A 22,759-nucleotide genomic window follows, 5' to 3' on the forward strand; every position below is an offset into this window, starting at 1 on the left:
ATAGACGTGTCCATGACCCATACTGCACCTGTTGCAGAACCGACCAGGCTGGTCTTGCTGCCGGCGGTTGACGTACAAAACGGCAAGGCCGTGCAGCTCATCCAAGGAGCCGCAGGCACCGAACGGGTATTCGGGGATCCACTCGAATCCGCGCTTCGCTGGCAATCCCAAGGCGCCACCTGGTTGCACCTGGTCGATCTCGATGCTGCTTTCGGACGCGGCTCCAACGCCGACCAACTCGCCGAGGTGATCGATGCCCTCGACGTGGATGTCGAGCTGTCCGGCGGCATCCGCGACGACACCTCGCTGGAGCGGGCATTGGGCACCGGAGCGCGCCGGGTCAACGTCGGCACGGCCGCCCTGGAGAATCCGGAATGGTGCGAGGAGATCATCCAAAGCTTCGGCGACCGGATCGCCATCGGGCTCGATGTGCGCGGGGAAGAGCTGGCTGCCCGCGGCTGGACGACCAGTGGCGGCAACGTCTTCGACACCGTTGCCCGGATGACGGCTGCCGGCTGTGAACGTTTCGTGGTGACCGATGTCGCCAGTGACGGGATGCTGAGCGGCCCGAATCTGGAGCTGCTCGGTGCGGTGTGTGCGCGCACCGATGGCAAAGTGGTGGCGAGCGGCGGCATCTCCTCGTTGCATGACCTCAAGATGCTGTCGGGGTTGGTGCCGATCGGCGTGGAGGGTGCCATCATCGGGACCGCGCTGTATGTGGGCAACTTCACCTTGACCGAGGCGCTGGAGACCGTGCACGCGCCCCAGTTGAGCTGAGAAATGGGCCGCCATGCCAGAAAACCAGCTGCCCTGGGGTGAGGCGATCGTCGAGGGAAGCCTCGAATGGTCATTCCTCGCCCCCAGCGATCTTCCCGAGATCGCCGACCTGTGCCAGGCGATCGAGTATTTCGATGACCCGACCCAGCACCGCGAGTTGTCCGGGCTGCAAGAAGACTTCGACCGTCCGTGGGCCTATCCCTCGAATCATGCGGTGGTCGGACGCGACAAGGGCGGCACGATCGTCGCCTACGGCTGGAACCACATCACCCCGAGCGACGATCTGCTGCCGCATGCCTGGATGGAGATCGGCGTTCATCCCGCGTGGCGCCACCACAAGATCGGCGTCAAGCTGGTCGAGTGGCTGATCGACCGGGCCCGCGCCTGGTACCGGCACATCCGTGAGACCCATGTCAGGATCGGTCCGTTGTGGGTGGGATGCGCAGCCGACGAAGGTTCACGGGTGGCCGACGACCTGCAGGCCAGCGGCCTGCTCGGGCCGCAACGCTGGTTCTGCGACGCCCATCGCAGCCTGACCGACGCTCCGCACCCGCTCGTGGTGCCTCCTGCCGGGGTTGAGTTGCGTGCGTTCGAACGCGAATGGTCGGAGAAGGTGCGCCAAGCGCACAACATGGCCTTCGGTACCCGGCACGGTTCCCACGATGTGCCACAGGACGCCTGGCAGGCGTCGCTGGAACGAACCGATTCCCGCCCGGAGTGGTCGTGGATAGCGGTACCGACCGATGATCGGGATGCGCCGGTGGTCGGGTATGCGATCAACTGCGAGATCATCGACGCACAGACCGGCTGGCGAGAGGGCTGGACCGAACGCATCGGCGTGGTGCCCGCGTATCAGGGAGCGGGGCTGGCGCATGCGTTACTCGCTGCGTCCATGCAGAGGTTCGCCGACCGCGGTTGTGTGCTGGCCGGTATCGGGATCGACACCGACAACCTCGCCGAAAGCGAGTCGCTGTTCGGCGGCATGGGGTACCGCTTCGAGGATCGCGTGGTGCTGTACGGGGCGACGTTCAACGATTGAGAGCGTTCCGGCGAATGCCGGCTGTGGGGGAGTCATTCCGGTTGAGCAGCCGGCTGCGTCGTGCTCGCGGTCGCGTGCTCACCGAGGTTGTCGGCCTGCCCGGCGCACCGATTCCCCGAGGCCCGGTTACCTTGTGCGAGGCCTTTCTCGGGTTCGACTATGATGAGCAAGGTTTGTTGGTAGGGACGTAGGGGGTTAGCCAGGTATGTCAGGCCACTCGAAGTGGGCAACCACGAAGCACAAGAAGGCCGCTATCGATGCCAAGCGCGGCAAATTGTTCGCCAAGCTCATCAAGAACATCGAGGTGGCGGCCAGGATCGGTGGCGGCGACCTGAGCGGCAACCCGACGCTGTTCGATGCGGTTCAAAAAGCCAAGAAAAACTCGGTGCCCAATGACAACATCGACCGCGCCGTCAAGCGTGGTTCGGGTGAGGGCGCCGACGCGGTCAACTACGAGTCGATCATGTATGAGGCCTACGGCCCGGCAGGTGTGGCGATCTTGATCGAGTGCCTGACCGACAACCGCAACCGCGCGATCTCCGATGTGCGGATCGCCGTCACCCGCAACGGCGGATCGATGGCCGACGGCGGTTCGGTGCAGCGGCTGTTCAACCGTAAGGGCGTGGTCACCGTTGCCAAGGAGCAGGAGATCGACACCGACTCCCGCAAGACGCAGACCCGCACGATCACCGAGGACGACCTGCTGGAAGCCACCATCGAGGCCAACGCGGAGGACATCTCCGACGAAGGCGACACCTTCGAGCTGACCAGCGACCCGAACGATCTGGTGGACGTCCGCAAGGCCGTCCAGGCCGCCGGAATCGACTACGACTCGGCTGAGGTGCAGTTCGTCGCCAGCTTCGATCAGAGTGTCGACTCCGTTGACGAGGCACAGAAGCTCTTCCGCATCGTCGACGCCCTGGAAGATCTCGACGATGTCCAGACCGTCTTCACTAACGCCGACCTGACCGACGAGGTGCAGCAGGCACTCGACGAACAGGAGTGAGCCCCTTCCTCCGTCGACCGAGCGTGGGCGGCGCTGCCGGTGCCCTCGCTGAGCCCGATCGCCAGGTGAGTCTGCTCCTTCAGCAGCGACAGCGTGGGTAGCGGTGATGGCAACGGCGCGCCTGCACCCCGGCAGGTGGCCGAGACACTAGAATCCGAACAGACGTTCGGTACTGGCGCCTCGGCGCTCGGCTTGGTGGTGTGCATGCGGATTCTTGGAGTCGATCCCGGATTGACCCGATGCGGCGTGGGCGTGATCGACGCAGCGTCGATACGCAATCCTAAACTCGTCGATGTCGGTGTGATCCGTACTCCTGCCGACCTCGATCATGCCCACCGGCTGCTCGCCATCGAGCAGGGCCTCGAATCCTGGATACAGGCCAACAGGCCGGACGCCATCGCCGTAGAACGGGTATTCGCCCAGCACAACAAACAGTCGGTCACCGGTACCGCCCAGGCGGCCGGCATCGCCATGCTGATCGCCGCGCGGCACTCGATTCCGGTCGTGCTGCACACCCCCACAGAAGTGAAGGCCGCCATCACCGGATCCGGGGCCGCTGACAAGGCCCAGGTGGGGGCGATGGTCGTCCGTATCCTCAAACTGGACGCGGTACCCAAACCCGCCGATGCGGCGGACGCTGTCGCGCTGGCCCTGTGTCATCTATGGCGTGGCGGCGCCGTCAACAGATATGCGGCCGCCGCCGAGGCCCACGCGGCGAAGATCCGGGTCAGGACAGGTGGACGATGATTTCTCAACTCAGCGGAGCGGTGGCGGCTCTCGGCCCGAACTGGGCGGTCGTCGACGTCTCGGGAGTCGGATTCAAGGTGGCCTGCACCCCGGCCACGGCGGCCGGACTGCGGCCCGGTGAACAATGCTTGTTGCTCACCACCTTGATCGTCCGCGAAGACGCCCTCACGCTCTATGGCTTCGCCGAGGCCAGCGAGCGGGCCGCCTTCGATCTGCTGCTGACCGCATCGGGAGTCGGACCCAAGCTGGCGCTGGCGGCGATCTCGGTGTTGAATCCCGCCGAACTGGTGGGCGCGATCCAGCAGGACAACGTCGCGGCGCTCGTCAAGGTTCCCGGTATCGGACGCAAGGGGGCCGAAAAGATCATCGTCGAGTTGCGGGACAAGGTTGCGATACTCGCCGCCGACCTCGAACCGGTGGCCCCGCCTGCGACCGACAGCAGTTCGGAGCTGTGGCGAGAACAGGTCGCCAGCGGCCTGGAGGGGCTCGGCTGGTCGTCCAAGGACGCGGACGCCGCGGTCGAGAAGGTCGCGCCGCTGGTCGACGACGATCCGCGGGTCTCGCTGGGTAGGCTGATGAAGGCGGCCCTTCAATCGCTGGCCCGATCATGACCACCTCAATCTGAACAAGGACGCGTTTTGGCTGATTCTCCGGTTGACCCCCGGCATTCGCCGGTGGACCCGTGGCCGGCACCCGAAGAGGTGGCCGCCGAGGGGGCGTTGCGTCCATCGACACTGGCCGACTTCGAAGGCCAGCCCAGAGTCGCCGACCAACTCAGCCTGGTGCTGCAAGCGGCCAAGCATCGCGGCAGCACCCCCGACCACGTGCTGTTGTCGGGCCCGCCCGGGCTGGGCAAGACGACGTTGGCGATGATCATCGCCAACGAGATGAGTGTGCCGCTGCACATCACGTCGGGCCCGGCCATCCAGCATGCGGGCGACCTCGCGGCCATCTTGTCGGGGTTGAGTGAAGGCGAAGTGCTGTTCCTCGACGAGATTCACCGGATGAGCCGCCCGGCCGAAGAGATGCTCTATCTGGCGATGGAAGATTTCCGGGTCGATGTGGTGGTCGGCAAGGGTCCCGGAGCCACCGCGATCCCGATCGAGATCCCGCCCTTCACCCTGGTGGGCGCCACTACCAGGGCTGGCCTGTTGCCCGGGCCGCTGCGCGACCGTTTCGGTTTCACCGCCCAACTCGACTACTACGGCGCAAACGATCTGCAGCAGATTGCGATGCGTTCGGCGGCGAAACTCGGCATCAGCCTGGACGCCGCCTCCGCTGCGGAGATAGCCCGGCGCTCCCGCGGCACGCCACGCATCACTAACCGGCTGCTTCGCCGGGTGCGCGACTATGCGCAGGTGAACAACGCCGGGACGGTGACCGAGCAGCTGGCCCGCGACGCCCTGGAGCTCTACGAGGTCGATCCGCTGGGCCTGGACCGGCTCGATCGCGCGGTACTGGATTCGATCTGCCGCAAATTCGGCGGGGGACCGGTCGGACTGTCGACCCTGGCGATCAGCGTCGCCGAGGAGACCGAGACGATCGAGGAGGTCGCCGAACCCTTCCTGGTCAGGTTGGGGTTTTTGATGCGTACTCCCCGTGGACGCGTGGCCACCCCGGCAGGCTGGGCGCACCTGGGCCTGAGGCCACCGGCGCGCGAGGAGTCATCCGGGCAGCCGGGACTCTTCGGCGAGAATTAGTATCCCGCGGAGGATTCTCGCCGAGCCAATTCTTTGTCAGCCTCTCGATGACGCCGCGATCCACCTGCGGCTGTCCATGGCAGTCGCATCCGCACCACACCCGCCGAATTTGAGCGGGCCGGCCGCTGCAGTCGGCCGTGCCCGCGCTGGCCACTGAGCGCGAAGGGTTCGTACTGTCTCCAGGTCGTAGTACCGCGCACCGCCGATCATGCTGTGGGTCGAAATCACCGCAACTGCGGTGGGCGGATGTGGTGATCATCGATTGAATCGGTAGGATCGGCGTGGCGCGTGACTTTGCGCGCGTGCTCCTGCACGTCCAGGCAACGGCCTGGTTGCCGACTAGTGAGGTTGTCTTCAATGGAAATCCTGCTCATCTTGGCCGTTTTCATCGGCCTGATGTATTTCATGACCATCCGGCCGCAGAAGAAGCGGATGGACGAGCAGCGCAAGATGCTCGAGGCTTTGCAGCCGGGAGCCCGGGTGCTGCTCAATTCCGGTATTTTCGGCACGATCCGCGCCACCGGCGAACAGCAGATGGTCGTCGAGCTGGCACCGGGCACCGAGGTGACGGTGCTCAAGCAAACGGTGGCCCGGGTTGCGAACCCGGACGAGGAAGAATTCGAGTACTCCGACACCGACACCCCCGAGGCACTGACCGACACCTTCAGCTCCGATGAGGAGCCCGGCGCCGTGGCCCCGAGCGACGACCTTGCCTTCCAGGACCCGGACGTCGAGACTGCCTTCCGGGACCCTGACGCCATCACCGGCGAGGCTGCCGAGGTACCGCCGGCATCGGACGACGATGTGCAGTCCGGCGATGTCATCTACCGGCCGGGTGAGAACTCGATCTATCAAGCCGGCCAGGCCGAGGAGAACGCCACCGACGATGCCGGCGAGCGCCCGACCGAACGCTGACGGGAGCGCGCCCAAGTGGCATCATCTGCAAAATCCACAAGTACATTCAAACCCGGGCGCACCCTGATCGGGTTCGTCATCGTGGTCGCCATGCTCTTCGGCCTGATGGCCTTGACCGGCACCTGGACGCCCCGGCTGGGTCTCGACCTGCGTGGCGGGACGACCATCACGTTGACCGCCCGCACCGAAGACGGCAGCACCGTGCCCAGGGAGAATCTGGAGACGGCGCGCGGCATCATCCAAAATCGCGTCGACTCGCTGGGCGTCGGCGAATCGTCGGTGACGATCCAGGGCAACGACAAGATCGAGGTCGCGGTGCCGAATATGGGCAGCGATGAACTCGTCGAGCTGGTCGGCGCCACCGCCAAGCTGGCCTTCCGGCCGGTGATCGCCGTTCAAGAGGTGCAGCCGGCCGCCACCGAGACAACCGAGCCGTCCGCCGAGGCGACGCCGAGCGACCAGGCCACATCCGAGGCTACTGAGACCGGTAGCCCGAGCGCCGCGGCAAGCACTGCACAACGCCGGCCGGTGCCGCAACTGCCCACGGAGCCGCCGGCCTCAAGCACTCCGCGTCCGACCGCTCCCGGCGATGAAGAGCTGAGCCTGGACGACGAGCTGAACTACAGCCCGACCGACCAGGACGTCGACGACTATCTCGCCTACCAGTGCGGCGACGACTTTCCCGACGTCGTCGATCAGCCGCTGATCGCCTGCGACGAGACCGGCACCGCGAAGTACTTCCTCGGTCCGGTCATCCTGAGCGGCGAACACGTCACCGACGCGTCGGCCGGCATTCCGCAGGGCGAGGTGTCGTGGATCGTCTCGCTGAGTTTTGACGACCAGGGCTCGGCGACCTTCGCCGACGCCACCGAGGCACTTTCGGCCAATCAGCAGCCGCAGAACCAGTTCGCCATCGTCCTGGACAGCGAAGTGATCTCTGCCCCGAGCGTGAGCGAACGCATCTCGGGCGGGCAAGCGTCCATCTCGGGCACCGGCATCACCGAGGACACCGCCAAGGCGCTGGCGTCCACCCTGCGGTATGGCTCGCTGCCGGTCGACTTGGAGACCAGTTCGGTCGACACGGTTTCGCCGGCTCTGGGTGGCAACCAGATGACCGCCGGCCTGATCGCAGGGCTGATCGGCTTGGCCTTGGTGCTGGTCTACAGCCTGGTTTACTACCGTGGCCTGACGCTCGTGGTCGCGGGATCCCTGGTGGCTGCGGCGACCGTCACCTACGCGGTGATGGTGTTGCTCGGCTCTGCGGTCGGGTTCGCCCTCAACCTGCCCGGTATCGCCGGCGCGATCGTGGCCATCGGTGTGACGGCCGACTCCTTCGTCGTCTACTTCGAACGAATACGTGACGAGATTCGCGACGGACACTCGCTGCGTCACTCCATCCAATCGGGCTGGCACAAGGCCCGGGGCACCATTCTGATGGCCGACGGCGTGCAACTGCTGGCTGCGGTGGTGCTCTACTTCTTGGCCATCGGCTCGGTGAAGGGATTCGCGTTCACGCTCGGCGTGACGACCGCCATCGATCTGCTGCTGGTGATCTTCTTCACCCATCCGCTGATGACGGTGCTGGGCCGGACGAAGTTCTTCGGCCAGGGCCACAAGAACTCCGGGCTCGATCCCGCTCACCTCGGGGTGAGCCGCGCGTCCCTGCTCGGACGCCGGGGCACCACCCGCAAGCGGACCAAGACGCGTAGTGCCGGCAAATCCGGCAAGCTGCAGGCGGAGGAGGCCAGCAATGAGTGAGGCCACGAAAACCGCGGCGTCCAAGAAGACGACCTTCGCCCACCGGCTGTATACCGGCGACTTCCAGTTCGACTTCATGACGCACCGCCGTCGCTGGTACACCTTCAGCGCGGTCCTGCTGTTGATCTCGGTGCTGGCAGTATCTGTTCGCGGGCTGAACCTCGGCATCGAGTTCGTGGGCGGATCGGTCTTCCAGGCCCCGACCCAGGTCAATTCGCAGACCATCGATGACTTCGCTCGCGCGGCGAACGACTCGGAAGTCGCCGAGCTGGACACCCAGGTCAATACGGTCGGCGACCAGACGGTGCGCATCCAGACCCGCAGCCTCGACAACGACGAGGTCATCCAGGTGCGCGAGGCGGTCGCCGAACAGGCCGGCATCGACTCCGACGACGTCGCCTACTCGCTGGTCGGCCCGTCTTGGGGCAAACAGATCACCCAGCAGGCGGTTGTCGCGCTGGTGGTCTTCCTCGCACTGGTCGGCGTACTGATCTGGGCATACTTCCGGGAGTGGAAGATGTCGGTGTCGGCCCTGGTGGCGCTGCTTCATGACCTGATCGTCACCGTCGGCCTTTACGCCCTGGCGGGGTTCTCGGTGACCCCCGCCACGGTGATCGCGGTGCTGACGATTCTGGGCTATTCGCTCTATGACACCGTGGTCGTCTTCGACATGGTGCGTGAGCAGACCAAGGATCTCAAGAACCAGTCCCGCACCTACACCCAGGCCGCGAACGCGGCAGTGAATCAGGTGCTGGTGCGGTCGATCAACACCACGATCATCGCGGTGCTTCCGGTACTGGCGATTCTGGTGGCCGGTCTGGTGGTGCTGGGCGGTGAAGGGCCGCTGGCCGATCTCGGCTTGGCCATGCTGATCGGCATGATCGCCGGGGCCTATTCTTCGATCTTCCTGGCCACGCCGATGCTTGCCCAGTTGCGCGAGCGCGAACCCGCCATGATCAAACACCGCAAGGCGCTGGAGAAGGCACAGCGCCGCGGCAAGACCAAGGTGGTCGCGACCCTCGCGTCAGCAGCAGAGGACGTCAGCCCGACCAGTGTTCCGCTGGCTGCGGCGCCCGCCGGAGGCGTCCTCGAATTCGCCTCCGACGACACCGAATCGCCGGACGAAGTCCCCTCCGCCTCGTCCGAGGATGACAACCAAGGTGAGGGCGAGCCCGCAGACCATGATGGCGAAGCCCGGCCGCGCGTCCAACCGAGTAAGAAGAAGCCTCGTTCGGCAAGGAAGAAGTGAGATGGACGAACGGGTAACTCGTGCCGCCGGTCTGATCCGGACCGTGCTCGATTTTCCGAAGCCGGGAGTCAAATTCCGGGACATCACGCCGCTGCTGAGTGACGTGCAGGCATTTCGCGGTGTCATCGATGTGATGGCCGAACATGCCCCGGCCGGTCTCGACGCTGTCTGCGGTGTCGAGTCCAGGGGCTTCATCTTCGGTACCCCACTCGCCTTGCGGCTCGGGGTCGGTTTCGTCCCGATCCGCAAGCCCGGCAAGCTGCCGGGCACCGTGGTGGAGGAGAGCTTCGACCTGGAATACGGATCGACGACCTTGGCCATGCATATCGATGCTTTGCAGGCGGGCGATCGGGTGCTGGTGGTGGACGACCTGCTCGCGACCGGCGGAACCCTGCAGGCGTCGAAGCGCCTGGTGGAGCGGCTGGGGGCGAGCGTGGCGCAGATGCAGGTGGTGCTCGAATTGGCCGGGCTGCCCGGACGCACCCTGTTGGACGCGGCCGGTGTGAACGATCTTTACTCGCTGATCCGGGTGGATGAATGAAAGACCAGGATTAAACGTTCCCGGTTGCGCGTTCTGCCGAGGTAATACACTCGGCATCAACGTTTGAGCGGGTTCATGGTTGGCCGGCTCGGGCCTGAGAACGGAAGGGGGCGACGATGTCTGAGGACAGCGTTTACGGGCCTTACGGATCTGGCCAAGGGACTCCGGGGTCGCCCCGTTCGAGCACTTTGGAGCGGGTCTCGAGTGGGCCCGAGCAGCCCCGGCTGAGAATGCGTCAGCGGCTGGCCTGGTTCGGCGCAGCCAATCGTCCGCCGCAGTCCGCGGTGCTCGATCCGTTGTTCTCGGTGGTCAAAGCGAACCATCCGAAGGCCGACCTGGAGCAGCTGGAGCGTGCCTACCACACGGCGGAGCACTATCACCGCGGGCAGTCCCGCAAGAGCGGCGAACCGTACATCACCCATCCGCTGGCCGTCGCCACCATTCTCGCCGAGCTCGGCATGACCGAGTCGACGCTGTGCGCGGCCCTGCTGCACGACACGGTCGAGGACACCAGCTACACCCTCGACCAATTGCGCACCGACTTCGGCGACGAGATCGCCCAATTGGTCGACGGCGTGACCAAGCTCGACAAATTGACCTACGGCGAATCGGCCAAGGCCGAGACGATACGCAAACTCGTGGTCGCGACCGCGCGCGACGTCCGCGTCCTGGTGATCAAGCTGGCCGACCGGCTGCACAACATGCGCACCATCAGCTATCTGCGGCCGGACAAGCAGCAACGCATCGCCCGCGATACCTTGGAGATCTTCGCTCCGCTGGCCCACCGGCTGGGCATGAATGCCATCAAGTGGGAGCTGGAGGATCTCTCGTTCGCGACCTTGCAGCCGAAGGTGTACGACGAGATCGTCCGGATGGTGGCCGAGGCCGCCCCGCAACGGGAGCGTCAGCTGCGGGAGGTCATCGACCAGGCCCAGAAAGACCTCTCGGACGCCGGCATCAAGGCGACCGTCTACGGCAGGCCGAAGCACTACTACTCGATCTACCAGAAAATGGTGGTGCGCGGGCGCGACTTCTCCGACATCTACGACCTGGTCGGGTTGCGGGTGCTGGTCGACACCACCCGTGACTGTTACGGCGCTCTGGGCGTCCTGCACACGAGGTGGAACCCGCTGCCGGGCCGGTTCAAGGACTACATCGCAATGCCGAAGTACAACATGTACCAGTCGTTGCACACCACCGTGCTGGGGCCCGGCAACCGTGCGGTGGAGTTCCAGATCCGCACCCATGAGATGCACCGGCGTGCCGAGTACGGCGTCGCCGCGCATTGGAAGTACAAGGAGGACGCCGGCAAGAACAGCGCCAAGAACGGCTCCGAGGTCGACCCCGACAGCTCCGAGTTGTCCTGGGTTCAACAGATCAACGAGTGGCAGCGCGAGACCGATGACCCGGGCGAATTCCTGGAATCGTTGCGGTTCGAGCTCAACACCACCGAGGTCTACGTCTTCACCCCCAAGGGAGACGTGATCGCGCTGCCGAAGGACGCCACCCCGGTCGACCTTGCCTACGCGATTCACTCCGAGGTGGGGGACCGATGTATCGGCGCTCGGGTCAACGGCCGCCTGGTGCCGTTGAGCAGCAAGCTGGCCAATGGCGACATCTGCGAGATCCTGGTGTCGCGGGCCGAGGACGCGGGGCCGAGCCGTGACTGGCTGAGCTTCGTGGCAAGCCCCCGCGCGACCTCGAAGATCAAACAGCACTTCACCCGGGAACGCCGCGAAGAGGCGATCGAGAACGGCAAGGACCAGCTGGCCCGCCAGCTGCGCAGGTCTGGTCTGCCGATTCAGCGGCTGCTGACCGTCGAGCATCTGGCGGCGGCCGCCGACAGCTACCGGCTGCCGAGTGTGGACGCACTGTATGCGGCCATCGGTGAAGGAAATGTCGGTGCGCAAGGCGTGGTGCAGCGCATCGTCGAATCTGAGGGCGGTCTGGAGGCCGCCGTCGACGAAGGCTCCGAGGACCAGCAGATCGTCGCCCCCCGCCGCCGTTCGACGGCGAAGAACGATGCCGGAGTCGTCGTCGAGGGACAGCCCGACATGTGGGTCAAGCTCGCGAAATGCTGCACGCCGCTGCCCGGCGACGCGATCATCGGGTTCGTGACCCGTGAGAACGGAGTCTCGGTGCACCGCCGGGACTGCACCAACGCGGCCAACCTGCTTTCCCATCCCGAGCGGATCGTGGACGTCGATTGGGCAACCAGCAGCGGGGTCGGCTACCTGGTGGCCATTCAGGTCGAGGCGCTCGACCGTACCGGTCTGCTGTCGGAGCTCACCCGGGCGCTGAGCGATCAAAGCATTTCGATCACGTCGGCGGTGGTGAACACCACGAAGGACCGGCTGGCGAAGGTGCGCCTCACCTTCGAATGCAGCGATCCCCAGTACCTGGACCACATCATCAACCAAATCCGCCGGGTATCCGGTGTCTACGACGTCTTCCGAGTGAGCCAGGCGAGCTGACGGCCGCCCGCCCGGCCGCTGCCGGAGGGACCTCAGTTCGCGGTGAACTCGTCCAGTGCCTTGCGGGCCTGATCCAGCCACTCGTTGTAGGTCTTCACCTGGTCACGGGTCTTTTCGGCCTTCTTCAGATCGCCACGGGCCTCCGCATCGTCGGCTTGCTTGACAAGCTTTTCGATCTGGGCGGTGAACATCTCGACGGTATCGCTGGCACGCTTGCGCGCCTCGGGATCGGTGCGTTTCCACTCGGCGTCCTCGGCGTCCTTGATGGCCCGTTCGAGGGAGCGTAACCGGTTCTCCAGCGGACGAATGGACTCCCGCGGCACCTTGCCGTACTCGTTGTAGCGACTCAAGAATTCCCGGAATGCCTCCCTGGCGGCCTTCACATCGTCCACCGGAAGAATGGACGCCTCCGCCTCGTCGAGCAGCTGCTGCTTGGCGGCCAGATTGCCGCGATACTCCTCGTCCTCGGCGCTGAAAGCCGCGGACCGGGCATTGAAGAACTGATCTTGCAATCCCCGGAACTCCGCCCACAACTTATCGTCGATCTCGCGCGGCGCGCCGCCGGCCGCCTTCCATTGGCTCATCAACTGGCGGAACTGCGTCGAGGTGGCCGACCAGTCGGTCGAATCGGCGATCTGGCTCGCCTCGACGATGATGGCTTCCTTCTTCTTACGGGCCTCCTCGCGGCGCTCATTCTCGGCGGCAAACTGTGCCTTGCGGCGCCTGGTGTAGGTGGTGCGGGCGCCGCTTAGCCGATGCCACAGCTCGTCGTCGGTCGCCTTGTCGATGCGCGGAAGGGCCTTCCACTCGTCCAGCAAGGCACGGAATTTGTTGACCCCGCCCCGCCAATCATTGCCGGCAGCCAGCTTCTCGGCCCGCGCGACCATCGCCTCCTTGGCCGCCCTCGTCTCTTCGTTCTGCTGCGCCCGCTGCGCCTTGCGTGCCTGTTGCGCGGCGGCGAGTTGCGGGGCCAGAGCATCGAGTTTGCCGACCAGAGCATCCAGGTCGCCGACCGCATTCGCCTCGGCAACCGAGGTTTTCAGACCATTGATGGTCTTACGCGCCTCTTCAGGTGAAACGGTGCCGGACTCGATGCGTTTCGAGATCAAACTGACCTCGGTCTCGAGAGCCTCGTAACGGCGGACGAAAAACGCCAGCGCCTCTGCTGGATCGGTATCTGGAACTTGACCAACTCTGCGTTCGCCCGCTGAAGTGACAACGTAAACGGTGCCATCCGACTCGACGCGACCGAAACTGGCCGGTCCTGCACTTTCACTCATGACACCATCTTGCCCGATAGGCTGCAAAATGTGTTCATCGTGCCAATCATCACCGGGCCCTGGCAGACCAATTGCTATGTGATAGCTTGCGGCACCCCGGGAGTCCAGAAGATACAACCTGCCGTGATCATCGACCCTGGTGCTCAGGCCGCGCCCAAGGTGCGCCAGGTGCTCGCGGAGCAGCAGCTTCGGGCCGAGTCGATCATCTGCACCCACGGCCATTTCGATCACGTCGCCGACGCGGCCACGCTGGCGGGCGAATTCGGCATACCGGTGTGGTTGCATCCCGACGACCGCCCCATGCTCACCGAGCCGGTGCTGGGGCTGGGCCCGGGTTCCGAGCCGCTCATCATGCAGGTCTCCGGAAGCCTCACCCTGCCTGCGCCCGACGACCTTCGCCTGATGAACGATGAAGACCACGTTCAGGCGGCCGGTATCGACTTCGAGGTGATCCATGCTCCCGGGCACACGCCGGGCTGTGTGGTGCTGCGCACCTGGGTGGAGGGCGAACCGCTGCTGTTCAGTGGTGACGTCGTTTTCGCCGGATCCATCGGGCGGGTCGACCTGCCCGGCGGCTCCATGGACGTGATGAGGCAATCGCTTCGCAGGCTGAGTACGCTCATCGGGCCACAAACAGGTATTCTGCCGGGGCACGGTCAGACCACGTCCATGGCCCGTGAGCTGGCTACCAACCCTTATCTGTCCAAGGAGGCTCTCGCCTGATGGCCCGACCCAAGGCGCTTTCCGGCTTTCCGGAGTATCTGCCCGCTCAGCGGATCGTGGAGCAGCGGGTGATCGACATCATCCGCGAGACATTCGAGCTGCACGGCTTCGCGAACATCGAGACCCGTGCGGTCGAGACGATGGAATCACTGACCCGCAAAGGCGAGATCACCAAGGAGGTGTATGTCGTCCGCAGGCTGCACGCCGAACCCGGCGATGCCGGGGACGACCTCGGCCTGCATTTCGATCTGACGGTGCCGCTGGCCCGCTACGTGCTGGAGAACTCCGGCCACCTGCAGTTCCCGTTCCGGCGCTACCAGATCCAGAAGGTATGGCGGGGCGAGCGCCCGCAGACCGGCCGCTACCGCGAGTTCACCCAGGCCGACATCGACATCGTCGGAGAGAACACCCTGGCCGAGCACCATGACGTCGAGGCGCCGCTGGTGATGCTGGAAGCCCTGGAGCGGCTGCATCGAGAACTCGGACTGCCGCCGGCGCGGATGCACGTCAACAACCGCAAGCTGTCCGAGGGCTTCTACCGCGGGTTGGGCATCGACGACACCGCGGCCGTACTGCAGCGGGTCGACAAGTTCGACAAGATCGGCCCGGACGCGGTCGCGGAATTGTTGACCGATGAGCTCGGGCTGCCGGCCCAGGTCGCCCAAAAATGCGTTGAGCTGGCCACCATTTGCACCGAAGACGATTCGTTCGTTGAGCGGGTACGTGCCCTCGGGGTCGGCTCCGAGATGCTGGACGAGGGCCTCGACGCGCTGGCGAACGTGATCAATGCCGCCCGGGCCGAGGTTCCGGGCCGGATGATCGCCGACCTGAAGATCGCCCGCGGCCTCGACTACTACACCGGAACGGTCTACGAGACCGAACTGGTCGGGCATGAGCACCTGGGGTCGATCAGCTCGGGTGGACGCTACGACTCGCTGGCCAGCGACGGCAAGCGCAGCTACCCGGGTGTCGGTATCTCGCTGGGGCTGACCCGGCTGCTGATGCCGCTACTGGACAAAGGCGAACTCGTCGCTTCGCGCAGTGTGCCGACCTGCGTGGTGGTGGCGGTGGACGCCGAGGAGACCCGGAGCACGGCCATGCAGGTGGCCACGGTGTTGCGCGGCCGGGGCATCCCGACCGAGGTGGCGCCGAAGGCGGACAAGTACGGCAAGCAGATCCGCTACGCCGACCGGCGCGGCATCCCCTACGTCTGGTTCGGGGCAACCACCGGCGAAGTGAAGGACATCCGCTCCGGCGACCAGGTCGCGGCCGATGCATCAGATTGGACGCCGCCGGCAGCAGATCTGCACCCTGAGGTCGGGCCGGCCGGAAAGTAGCCGAGTTCTGCCGATCGGGAAACTGCCGCGTCCTGGTCGGCCGACGGGGCAGATGATGGTGACCCGCGCGGGCGCGCACCGTGAACCGGCCGGGGGCCGCGCGATGTGACGAAACGGCTAGAATGTGCGATCGGCCACTGAACTTGGGCCAGACGTGAAAGGACGATATCTGTGATCCGCACCCACGAGGCAGGAACACTGCAGCGACCCGCAATCGGGAACACCGTCAAGCTGGCCGGCTGGGTGGACGCCAGGCGAGATCACGGAGGCGTGGTTTTCATCGACCTGCGCGATGCCTCGGGCATCGTCCAGTGCGTGATCCGCGAAGAGCTGGTCAATGAACTCGGCGCGCACAAGCTGCGCAACGAGTACTGCATCGCGGTGACCGGTGTGGTGGATGCCCGCTCCGACGAGACCATCAACCCGAACATGGCCACCGGTGAGGTCGAGGTCGTGGTGAGCGAACTCGAGGTGCTGAACCCGGCCGCCCCGCTGCCTTTCCCGATCGATGAGCGCGTCAACGTCGGCGAGGACGCCCGGCTCAAGTACCGCTACCTCGATCTGCGCCGCCCCCGCCAGGCCGAGGCGATCCGGCTTCGCTCGAAGGTCACTCACACCATCCGCCAGGCGCTCGATGACCTCGGCTTCGTCGACATCGAGACCCCGACGCTGACCCGCTCCACCCCCGAGGGAGCGCGTGACTTCCTGGTGCCGGCGCGGCTTCGTCCGGGATCGTGGTACGCGCTGCCGCAAAGCCCCCAGCTGTTCAAGCAGCTGCTGATGGTGGCCGGCATGGAGCGCTACTACCAGATCGCCCGCTGCTACCGTGATGAGGACTTCCGCGCTGACCGGCAGCCCGAGTTCACCCAGCTCGACATCGAGATGAGCTTCGTCGACCAGGACGATGTCATCGCGATGAGCGAAGAGGTGATGGCCCAGGTCTGGAAGCTGATCGATGTCGAGTTGTCGCGTCCGATGCAGCGCCTCACCTGGCAGTATGCGATGGACAATTACGGCTCCGACAAGCCCGATCTGCGGTTTGACCTGAAGATCCACGAAGTCACTGAGCTGTTCGCCGACACCTCGTTCCGGGTTTTCCAGGCCCCCTACGTGGGCTGTGTTGTGATGCCCGGGGGTGCCTCGTTGCCGCGCCGTCAGTTCGATGCCTGGCAGGAATGGGCGAAGCAGCGCGGCGCCAAGGGGCTGGCTTACATCACCATCAACGAGGCGGGCGAGCTGGCCGGTCCGGTCGCCAAGAACCTTTCGGACGCCGAGAAGCAGGCCATCGTCCCGGCCGCTGAGGCGAACCCCGGTGATGCGATCTTCTTCGCGGCAGGGGAGCGGGAGACCTCTCAGGAACTGCTGGGTGCGGCCCGGCTGGAGATCGGCCGCCGGTGCAATTTGATCGACGAAAGCGCCTGGGCGTTCTGCTGGGTGGTCGATGCGCCGATGTTCAAGTCGGCGGCCGCCGCCACCGCAGAAGGCGATGTGGCGCTCGGCCACAGCCGCTGGACCGCCGTGCACCACGCCTTCACCTCACCCAAGCCCGAGTCGATGGACACCTTCGACACCGATCCTGGTTCGGCGCTGTCGTACGGGTATGACTTCGTCTGCAACGGCGTCGAAGTCGGCGGCGGATCGATCCGTATTCATCGCCGCGACGTGCAAGAGCGGGTTTTCAAGGTGATGGGGCTGACCGAAGAAGAGGCCCAGGAGAAGTTCGGCTTCCTGTTGGACGCCTTCCAGTTCGGTGCCCCGCCGCACGGTGGTGTGGCCTACGGTCTGGACCGGCTGGTGATGCTGCTCGGCGGTTTCGAATCGATCCGCGACGTCATCGCCTTCCCGAAGTCGGGCGGCGGTTACGATCCGCTGACCGATGCGCCCGCCCCGATCACGCCGCAGCAGCGCCGCGAGGCCGGTGTCGACTTCAAACCGAAGGCGGAGAAGACCAAGGCGGATCTGGCCGCAGACGGTCAGGATGGCGCCTCCACCGCGGCGAAGTAGTAAGTGAGCCGTCCGGTTTTGGGTCGCCGACGCTCGCCGGGAAAAGACGAGGCTCGCTTTCCGGCAACCAAGACCGGTGTATCAGGGCAGAGATTTTGGTCTTTCGCTGGCCGCGGCCCAACTAGTCGAAGGCAGCGAGAAGGGTTGGTAGGTTCGCAGTATGGCTTATGAACCGAATTGGCTCGATGTTGCGGGCCTGGTCAATATTCGTGACTTCGGCGGCATGAGCACGGCTGATGGACGCACCATTCGCGCCGGTGTGGCGATGCGCTCGGACAATCTGGATGATCTGCCAGAACCGTCGATCGACTGGCTGCTGGGCGAACGGCAGGTCAGCGACATCATCGACCTGCGCACCAACAGCGAACGCGCTCACGCGCACGGCTTCCCGTTCGATGGACGCGTCCGAGTGCACGAGCTCAGCCTCTATCCCGAGGACAATCCCGACGACCCGATACCGACCTGGTTCGGTGAGATGTCGGTGCTCGAAGACGGCGACCCGCCCGACACCGTGCACATCGTGGCCGGCCATTACCTCGGCTACTTCCGCACCCGCCCGGAAAACATCGTGCAGGCGGTGCGGGCCGTGGCGCAGGCCCCGGGCGCCGCGATCATCAACTGCGCCGCCGGAAAGGACCGCACCGGAACCGTCAGCGCCGTGCTGCTGAGCGCCCTCGGCGTCCCCGAAGATCAGGTGCTGGCGGATTATGCGGCCAGCACCGACCGGATCGTCGCCATTCTCTCGAAGCTCGGATTCGGGGCGAGCGCCGGATCGGCCGAGCACGACGCCGACGTGCAGTCCCAGTCGACCCCGCCCGAGCTGATGGAACTGGTGCTCAGCCGGGTGACTCGTGACTTCGGATCGGTCTCGGACTGGCTCGAGGTCAACGGTTGGATGCCCGAAGACCAAGAGCGCCTCGAGGCGAAGCTGCTCGGCTGACACGGCGTCCTGCTGGATGTGATGGCATCTCAAGCGTCACTCCTACTTGTCGCAACTCTACCGGTATAGGTATAGTCGTGACATGGCTGCTGATGTGAAGTATCGGGATGCCGTGCGCGAGGTCGCGCGCGATCACTACGGGTATGTCACGACGAGCCAGGCAGCTGAGGCCGGAGTGCCCGCCGTCGAGCTGCCCAAGCTCACGGCACGTGGCGGTCTGGAGCACGTGGCCTACGGGCTCTACCGTGTGTCAGACATCCCACGGGCACCTTACGATCAGTTCGCTGAAGCGCTGCTACGAGCAGGCGAGGGGGCATACTTGCACGGTGAGTCGGTGCTGGCGCTATTCGGTCTTGCTGATGTGAATCCCAGACGGATCAAGGTAGCTGTTCGCCGCCGGACTCGTCCCACGTTGCCGCCTTTCATGGAGCTGACGCAGGTGAAGGGCGAGGCACACACGACGCTCTACGAGGGTCTCGCCGCGCAACCGGTCGCTGACGCCATCCTCGAGTGCCGTGGTCGCATCGAGACCGAGCGTCTGCTGGAGGCGGCCAAGCAGGCACGCAGCGAGGGGCTGCTAACGACGTCCGAGTGGCGGCAGGTGCAAAACGGACTGCCATCATGAGCTACAGCAGTGCGCCGACGAGCGTGCGCTCGCTGGAACAACGCATCCGCAACGTCGAAGGCGACGAAGGCCTTGCTCTGCGTCGCCGGATCACGATGGCTCTGGTTGTGGTCGGGCAGATGCTCCCCGAGGGTGCAATCAAGGGCGGCAGCGCAATGGCGCTGCGCTACGGGCGCCGTACGCGGTTCACTCGCGACCTCGACGCCGCACGAGTCACGCCACTGCGCACATTCCGCAATGAATTCGAGGAGTCGCTGTCCGCTGGTTGGGCAGGCTTTACCGGGAGACTGGTCGAGAAGGCCGCGCCTCGTCCGCCTGCCGTGCCAACGGCGTACGTGATGCAACCCTTCGCGGTGAAGCTCGACTACTGGGGCAGGGCATGGTGCACGGTGAGTTTCGAGCTGGGGCACAATGAGATCGGTGATGCCGACGAGCCCGAGTACCGACTTTCCACCGAACTGGTTGATCTCTTTACGGAAGTGGGACTTGAAGCGCCAAAACCCGTGCCGGTCATGCGAGTCGACCACCAGGTAGCGCAGAAACTCCATGCCGTCTCTGCGGAGGGAAGCGAACGGGCACGCGACCTGGTGGACCTCCAACTCCTCCACGATGGTGAAGACCTTGATCTCGCGCGGGTGGCCGCGACATGCGTCCGGCTCTTTGACTACCGCCAGCAGCAGGCCTGGCCACCGGTCATCGCTGGCAGTAACAACTGGACCACGCTCTACGCCGAAGCCGCAGAAGGTCTCAATGTCATACCGGCCGTGGAGGAAGCTGTGGACTGGGTCAACGAGTTCGTGCGCCGCATCGCCGCATCAATAGGCTGACAACCGCAGAATCAGGCCGATCAAGGCCGGGATGTCAGCGAGAAATGTTCGGCTGATCCCGAATGCTGTTGGCTGTCCATTGAGGTCTTGGTCTATCACCGAGGCAAACCGACCTTATACCTTGCTGTTTGGGAGGCGGTCACTCGTCAGGAACCGAAGTGGAATTACTTTTGCGCAGGTACAAGGTAGCGTCGGCAAGGTGAGTGAGGACCTTTTCGGCAACATCGACCCGGAGCCTGGGCAGACTACCGGCGGATCGCTGGCCGCCGCCGACCATCAGAATCTGCCGCTCGCGGTGCGGATGCGTCCTCGCACCATCGACGAGATCGTCGGCCAGCAGCATCTGCTGGCACCGGGATCGCCGCTGCGCCGGCTGGCCGAGGGCAGCGGCGCCATGTCGGTCTTCTTGTGGGGGCCACCGGGAGTCGGCAAAACCACCATCGCCGCGGTGGTCTCCCATCAGACCGGCCGCAGGTTCGTCGAGATCTCCGCGGTCACCTCGGGAGTCAAAGAAGTGCGGGCCCAACTGGAGACCGCCAAGCGCGAACTTGCCCGCGGCACCTCGACCGTCCTGTTCGTGGACGAGGTGCACCGGTTCAACAAGGCCCAACAAGACGTGCTGCTGCCCGCCGTGGAGAACCGGCTGGTCACGTTGATCGCCGCCACCACAGAGAACCCCAGCTTCAGCGTGATCTCGCCGCTGCTGTCCCGCTCGCTGGTGCTGACCCTTCGTCCGCTGACCGATGACGATCTGAATCAGCTGATCGACCGGGCGCTGGCAGACGAGCGGGGGCTCGGCGGCCGCTACGAACTGGACGATGCCGCCCGAACAGCCATGCTGTCGATGGCCGGAGGCGATGCCCGCCGGGTGCTCACCTACCTCGAAGAGGCTGCCCGCAGTGCGGATGCCAAGCAGGCGTCCACGATCGACCTGGAAACTCTCGAACAATCAGTCGACCGGGCGGCGGTGCGCTATGACGCCAACGGTGATCAGCACTACGACGTGATCAGCGCATTCATCAAGTCGGTGCGCGGCTCCGATGTGGATGCGGCCTTGCACTGGTTGGCCCGCATGATCGAGGCAGGGGAGGATCCCCGCTTCATCGCGCGCAGGCTGGTGATCTCGGCAAGCGAAGACATCGGTATGGCGGCTCCCGGCGTGCTGCAAACCTGTGTCGCGGCGGCCCAGGCTGTGCAGTTGATCGGCATGCCCGAGGCGAGGCTCAACCTCGCACAGGCGACCATCGCCGCCGCGACCGCCCCGAAGTCGAACGCGGTGATCAAAGCGATCGATCAGGCGATAGCCGATGTCCGGTCGGGCCGGATCGGCGACGTACCGGCCCAGCTGCGCGACGCCCACTATTCGTCCGCCGGAGACTACGGGCACGGTGTGGGATACCGCTATGCGCACGACTATCCGCACGGGGTCGCGGCCCAGCAGTATCTGCCCGACGAATTGGTGGGGAAGCGTTACTACCAGCCCACCGACCACGGCAACGAGGTTCAGATCTCCGATCGGCTGGAGATCATCCGGCAACTTCTCGAGTCCGGGGACGATCCGGACGCCGACGCCTGATCGCCGGTCCATCGCAACACGCCGGACAGCCCCGAATAGTGCGGTTCGGCGCGTCCCCTTCGGTCTCAATCCAGGGCGCATGACCGTCGGGCCCTGTCATTCCCTTCGAGGAAGGGGTGTGCGGCGGGTCCCATTCGGGGTGCTCAGGGCCCGTTGGGGGCGAGGATGGACAGCGCAGCAAGGCGGGATTGGAATGACCACAGCGGGCCAATCGCCTAGCTGCGTGATCCGTTAGTCCTCGGAGCGTTCACCGCGCAGCTCGTGGCCCTGGGCGGCCAGCCTGTCGTCCTTCTGCGTCTGTTTCAGAATGCCGGCGCTTTGCCTCGGCTCAAGATCAGCCTCGCGTTCGCTGGGAGCCCCCGCCAGCAACTGCTTGGTGCGCAGCACCTCCATATCGAGGTGAGCGCCCAGCACGATCGACACATTGGTCAGCCACAACAGCCACAACCCGATGATCAACCCGGCCAACGCGCCGTAGGTGGCGTCATAGCTGCTGAAATTCACCGCGTAGAAACTGAAGCCCGCCACAGCGATGATGGCGACCAAAACCGCCACAATCGAGCCGTAGCTCACCGGGCGAAACCTCGGAAGCTTCACATTCGGGCTGAAGTGGTACAGCACGGCGATCAGCATCATCACCAAGGCCAGCATGACCGGCCACTTGGCGATGCCCCAGACGACGAGCGCACCCTCGCCGAAGCCCACCAGATCGCCGAGCCAGCTGGCCACCCCGCCGCTGAGCACCAGGCCCGCGACCAGCACCGCCATGCTGACCAGCACCACGATCGTGAGGCCGAATTGCTGGACCTTGAGCGCCAGCGAATTGCGTCCTTCTTCGACCTGGTAGATGCGGTTCATGGCGCGTGATAGTGCGGCGATGTAGCCGCTGGCCGACCAAGCGGCGGTCAGTACGCCGATCGCCAGGCCCAAGCCGGCACCCGATGACGAGAAGAACCCCTCGATGATGTCCACGATCACCCCGGCCGTCGCCTCGTCGGGAACCGCCTGGGCGATCATCTGCGTCAGCGCAGGCATCAGGGTGTCGCCCACACTGCTCAACTTCAAGATCGAGACCAGCGACAGCAGGGCGGGAAACATCGCCAAGACCGTGTAATAGGTCAAGGTCGCGGCCATGTCGGTTGCCTGGTTCGCGCTGAACCGCTGCATCGTGGACTTGAGGGTGTAACGCCAGCTGGCGGCGTCCATTCGGGGGTTCGGTGTGTCAGATCGCCGGGTCATGA

At 65.0% G+C, this 22,759-nt stretch carries 19 protein-coding genes and 1 pseudogene; 18 read left to right on the forward strand and 2 right to left on the reverse strand.

Features of this window, described 5'->3' with window-relative positions; all coding sequences use genetic code 11:
- The first annotated feature begins 12 nt into the window (after positions 1 to 12).
- From priA to QQ658_RS05930, 11 genes are all read left to right on the forward strand, one after another.
- Positions 13 to 777 (forward strand): bifunctional 1-(5-phosphoribosyl)-5-((5-phosphoribosylamino)methylideneamino)imidazole-4-carboxamide isomerase/phosphoribosylanthranilate isomerase PriA, encoded by a 765-nt coding sequence (gene priA, locus QQ658_RS05880; RefSeq protein WP_286027043.1) that lies wholly within the window; start codon positions 13 to 15, stop codon positions 775 to 777.
- Between the two features lie 13 nt (positions 778 to 790).
- Positions 791 to 1,816 carry a GNAT family N-acetyltransferase gene (locus tag QQ658_RS05885; RefSeq protein WP_286026725.1) on the forward strand — a complete coding sequence of 342 codons (1,026 nt, stop codon included), beginning with the start codon at positions 791 to 793 and terminating at the stop codon, positions 1,814 to 1,816.
- A 205-nt stretch (positions 1,817 to 2,021) separates the two neighbouring features.
- Complete coding sequence (locus QQ658_RS05890; protein WP_286026726.1) at positions 2,022 to 2,822, forward strand: YebC/PmpR family DNA-binding transcriptional regulator; 801 nt, start codon at positions 2,022 to 2,024, stop codon at positions 2,820 to 2,822.
- 204 nt (positions 2,823 to 3,026) lie between these two features.
- Entirely contained in the window at positions 3,027 to 3,569 is a 543-nt protein-coding gene (gene ruvC / locus QQ658_RS05895; protein ID WP_286027044.1) for a crossover junction endodeoxyribonuclease RuvC, read from the forward strand.
- A complete protein-coding gene (gene ruvA, locus QQ658_RS05900; RefSeq protein WP_286026727.1) occupies positions 3,566 to 4,180 on the forward strand; it encodes a Holliday junction branch migration protein RuvA in 615 nt (204 codons plus the stop codon). The genes ruvC and ruvA overlap by 4 nt, the downstream gene beginning before the upstream one ends.
- A 27-nt stretch (positions 4,181 to 4,207) precedes the next feature.
- On the forward strand, positions 4,208 to 5,269 hold the full coding sequence (gene ruvB / locus QQ658_RS05905; RefSeq protein ID WP_286026728.1) for a Holliday junction branch migration DNA helicase RuvB: 1,062 nt from the start codon (positions 4,208 to 4,210) through the stop codon (positions 5,267 to 5,269).
- Between the two features lie 357 nt (positions 5,270 to 5,626).
- Positions 5,627 to 6,184: a preprotein translocase subunit YajC gene (yajC, locus tag QQ658_RS05910; RefSeq protein ID WP_286026729.1), complete on the forward strand. Its 558-nt coding sequence runs from the start codon at positions 5,627 to 5,629 to the stop codon at positions 6,182 to 6,184.
- Between the two features lie 66 nt (positions 6,185 to 6,250).
- Positions 6,251 to 7,942, forward strand: a complete 1,692-nt coding sequence (gene secD / locus QQ658_RS05915) for a protein translocase subunit SecD (RefSeq protein ID WP_286027045.1) — start codon at positions 6,251 to 6,253, stop codon at positions 7,940 to 7,942.
- Positions 7,935 to 9,191, forward strand: coding sequence for a protein translocase subunit SecF (gene secF / locus QQ658_RS05920; protein WP_286026730.1), 1,257 nt, complete (start codon positions 7,935 to 7,937; stop codon positions 9,189 to 9,191). Before secD ends, secF begins: the two co-directional genes overlap by 8 nt.
- A gap of 1 nt (position 9,192) precedes the next feature.
- Positions 9,193 to 9,732 carry an adenine phosphoribosyltransferase gene (locus QQ658_RS05925; RefSeq protein ID WP_286026731.1) on the forward strand — a complete coding sequence of 180 codons (540 nt, stop codon included), beginning with the start codon at positions 9,193 to 9,195 and terminating at the stop codon, positions 9,730 to 9,732.
- A gap of 116 nt (positions 9,733 to 9,848) precedes the next feature.
- Positions 9,849 to 12,206, forward strand: coding sequence for a RelA/SpoT family protein (locus tag QQ658_RS05930; protein ID WP_286026732.1), 2,358 nt, complete (start codon positions 9,849 to 9,851; stop codon positions 12,204 to 12,206).
- 32 nt (positions 12,207 to 12,238) lie between these two features.
- On the opposite strand, the pseudogene QQ658_RS05935 reads toward QQ658_RS05930, so the two are convergent.
- Positions 12,239 to 13,539 (reverse strand): annotated as a pseudogene (locus QQ658_RS05935) (DUF349 domain-containing protein).
- On the opposite strand from QQ658_RS05935, the gene QQ658_RS05940 reads away from it, so the two are divergent.
- The 7 genes from QQ658_RS05940 to QQ658_RS05970 all read left to right on the forward strand — a co-directional run bounded on the left by QQ658_RS05940 (position 13,517) and on the right by QQ658_RS05970 (position 21,518).
- Positions 13,517 to 14,209 (forward strand): MBL fold metallo-hydrolase, encoded by a 693-nt coding sequence (locus QQ658_RS05940; RefSeq protein WP_286026734.1) that lies wholly within the window; start codon positions 13,517 to 13,519, stop codon positions 14,207 to 14,209. The pseudogene QQ658_RS05935 and the gene QQ658_RS05940 sit on opposite strands and share 23 nt — an antisense overlap.
- Positions 14,209 to 15,546 (forward strand): histidine--tRNA ligase, encoded by a 1,338-nt coding sequence (hisS, locus tag QQ658_RS05945; RefSeq protein ID WP_286026735.1) that lies wholly within the window; start codon positions 14,209 to 14,211, stop codon positions 15,544 to 15,546. The genes QQ658_RS05940 and hisS overlap by 1 nt, the downstream gene beginning before the upstream one ends.
- A gap of 171 nt (positions 15,547 to 15,717) precedes the next feature.
- Complete coding sequence (gene aspS / locus QQ658_RS05950) at positions 15,718 to 17,550, forward strand: aspartate--tRNA ligase (RefSeq protein WP_286026736.1); 1,833 nt, start codon at positions 15,718 to 15,720, stop codon at positions 17,548 to 17,550.
- 160 nt (positions 17,551 to 17,710) lie between these two features.
- Positions 17,711 to 18,490: a tyrosine-protein phosphatase gene (locus tag QQ658_RS05955; RefSeq protein ID WP_286026737.1), complete on the forward strand. Its 780-nt coding sequence runs from the start codon at positions 17,711 to 17,713 to the stop codon at positions 18,488 to 18,490.
- A gap of 82 nt (positions 18,491 to 18,572) precedes the next feature.
- A complete protein-coding gene (locus QQ658_RS05960; RefSeq protein WP_286026738.1) occupies positions 18,573 to 19,115 on the forward strand; it encodes a type IV toxin-antitoxin system AbiEi family antitoxin domain-containing protein in 543 nt (180 codons plus the stop codon).
- Positions 19,112 to 19,942, forward strand: a complete 831-nt coding sequence (locus QQ658_RS05965; RefSeq protein ID WP_286026739.1) for a nucleotidyl transferase AbiEii/AbiGii toxin family protein — start codon at positions 19,112 to 19,114, stop codon at positions 19,940 to 19,942. The genes QQ658_RS05960 and QQ658_RS05965 overlap by 4 nt, the downstream gene beginning before the upstream one ends.
- Before the next feature lie 199 nt (positions 19,943 to 20,141).
- Positions 20,142 to 21,518 (forward strand): replication-associated recombination protein A, encoded by a 1,377-nt coding sequence (locus QQ658_RS05970; protein WP_502928938.1) that lies wholly within the window; start codon positions 20,142 to 20,144, stop codon positions 21,516 to 21,518.
- Between the two features lie 231 nt (positions 21,519 to 21,749).
- Here the strand turns inward: QQ658_RS05970 and QQ658_RS05975 are convergent, their stop codons facing one another.
- Positions 21,750 to 22,757: a YihY/virulence factor BrkB family protein gene (locus tag QQ658_RS05975; RefSeq protein WP_286026740.1), complete on the reverse strand. Its 1,008-nt coding sequence runs from the start codon at positions 22,755 to 22,757 to the stop codon at positions 21,750 to 21,752.
- Positions 22,758 to 22,759: the final 2 nt, after the last annotated feature.

The sequence above is a fragment of the Propionimicrobium sp. PCR01-08-3 genome (assembly GCF_030286045.1).
Classification (GTDB): Bacteria; Actinomycetota; Actinomycetes; order Propionibacteriales; family Propionibacteriaceae; genus Brooklawnia.

What these genes read in the sequence shown, in the direction of transcription:
- ruvA (WP_286026727.1), top strand. Translation starts at nt 3,566, where the DNA reads ATGATTTCTCAACTCAGCGGAGCGGTGGCGGCTCTCGGCCCGAACTGG.
- QQ658_RS05925 (WP_286026731.1), top strand. Translation starts at nt 9,193, where the DNA reads ATGGACGAACGGGTAACTCGTGCCGCCGGTCTGATCCGGACCGTGCTC.
- QQ658_RS05960 (WP_286026738.1), top strand. Translation starts at nt 18,573, where the DNA reads ATGGCTGCTGATGTGAAGTATCGGGATGCCGTGCGCGAGGTCGCGCGC.
- QQ658_RS05955 (WP_286026737.1), top strand. Translation starts at nt 17,711, where the DNA reads ATGGCTTATGAACCGAATTGGCTCGATGTTGCGGGCCTGGTCAATATT.
- yajC (WP_286026729.1), top strand. Translation starts at nt 5,627, where the DNA reads ATGGAAATCCTGCTCATCTTGGCCGTTTTCATCGGCCTGATGTATTTC.
- QQ658_RS05890 (WP_286026726.1), top strand. Translation starts at nt 2,022, where the DNA reads ATGTCAGGCCACTCGAAGTGGGCAACCACGAAGCACAAGAAGGCCGCT.
- QQ658_RS05885 (WP_286026725.1), top strand. Translation starts at nt 791, where the DNA reads ATGCCAGAAAACCAGCTGCCCTGGGGTGAGGCGATCGTCGAGGGAAGC.
- QQ658_RS05965 (WP_286026739.1), top strand. Translation starts at nt 19,112, where the DNA reads ATGAGCTACAGCAGTGCGCCGACGAGCGTGCGCTCGCTGGAACAACGC.
- QQ658_RS05930 (WP_286026732.1), top strand. Translation starts at nt 9,849, where the DNA reads ATGTCTGAGGACAGCGTTTACGGGCCTTACGGATCTGGCCAAGGGACT.
- secF (WP_286026730.1), top strand. Translation starts at nt 7,935, where the DNA reads ATGAGTGAGGCCACGAAAACCGCGGCGTCCAAGAAGACGACCTTCGCC.
- QQ658_RS05975 (WP_286026740.1), bottom strand. Translation starts at nt 22,757, where the DNA reads ATGACCCGGCGATCTGACACACCGAACCCCCGAATGGACGCCGCCAGC.
- priA (WP_286027043.1), top strand. Translation starts at nt 13, where the DNA reads ATGACCCATACTGCACCTGTTGCAGAACCGACCAGGCTGGTCTTGCTG.
- hisS (WP_286026735.1), top strand. Translation starts at nt 14,209, where the DNA reads ATGGCCCGACCCAAGGCGCTTTCCGGCTTTCCGGAGTATCTGCCCGCT.
- ruvC (WP_286027044.1), top strand. Translation starts at nt 3,027, where the DNA reads ATGCGGATTCTTGGAGTCGATCCCGGATTGACCCGATGCGGCGTGGGC.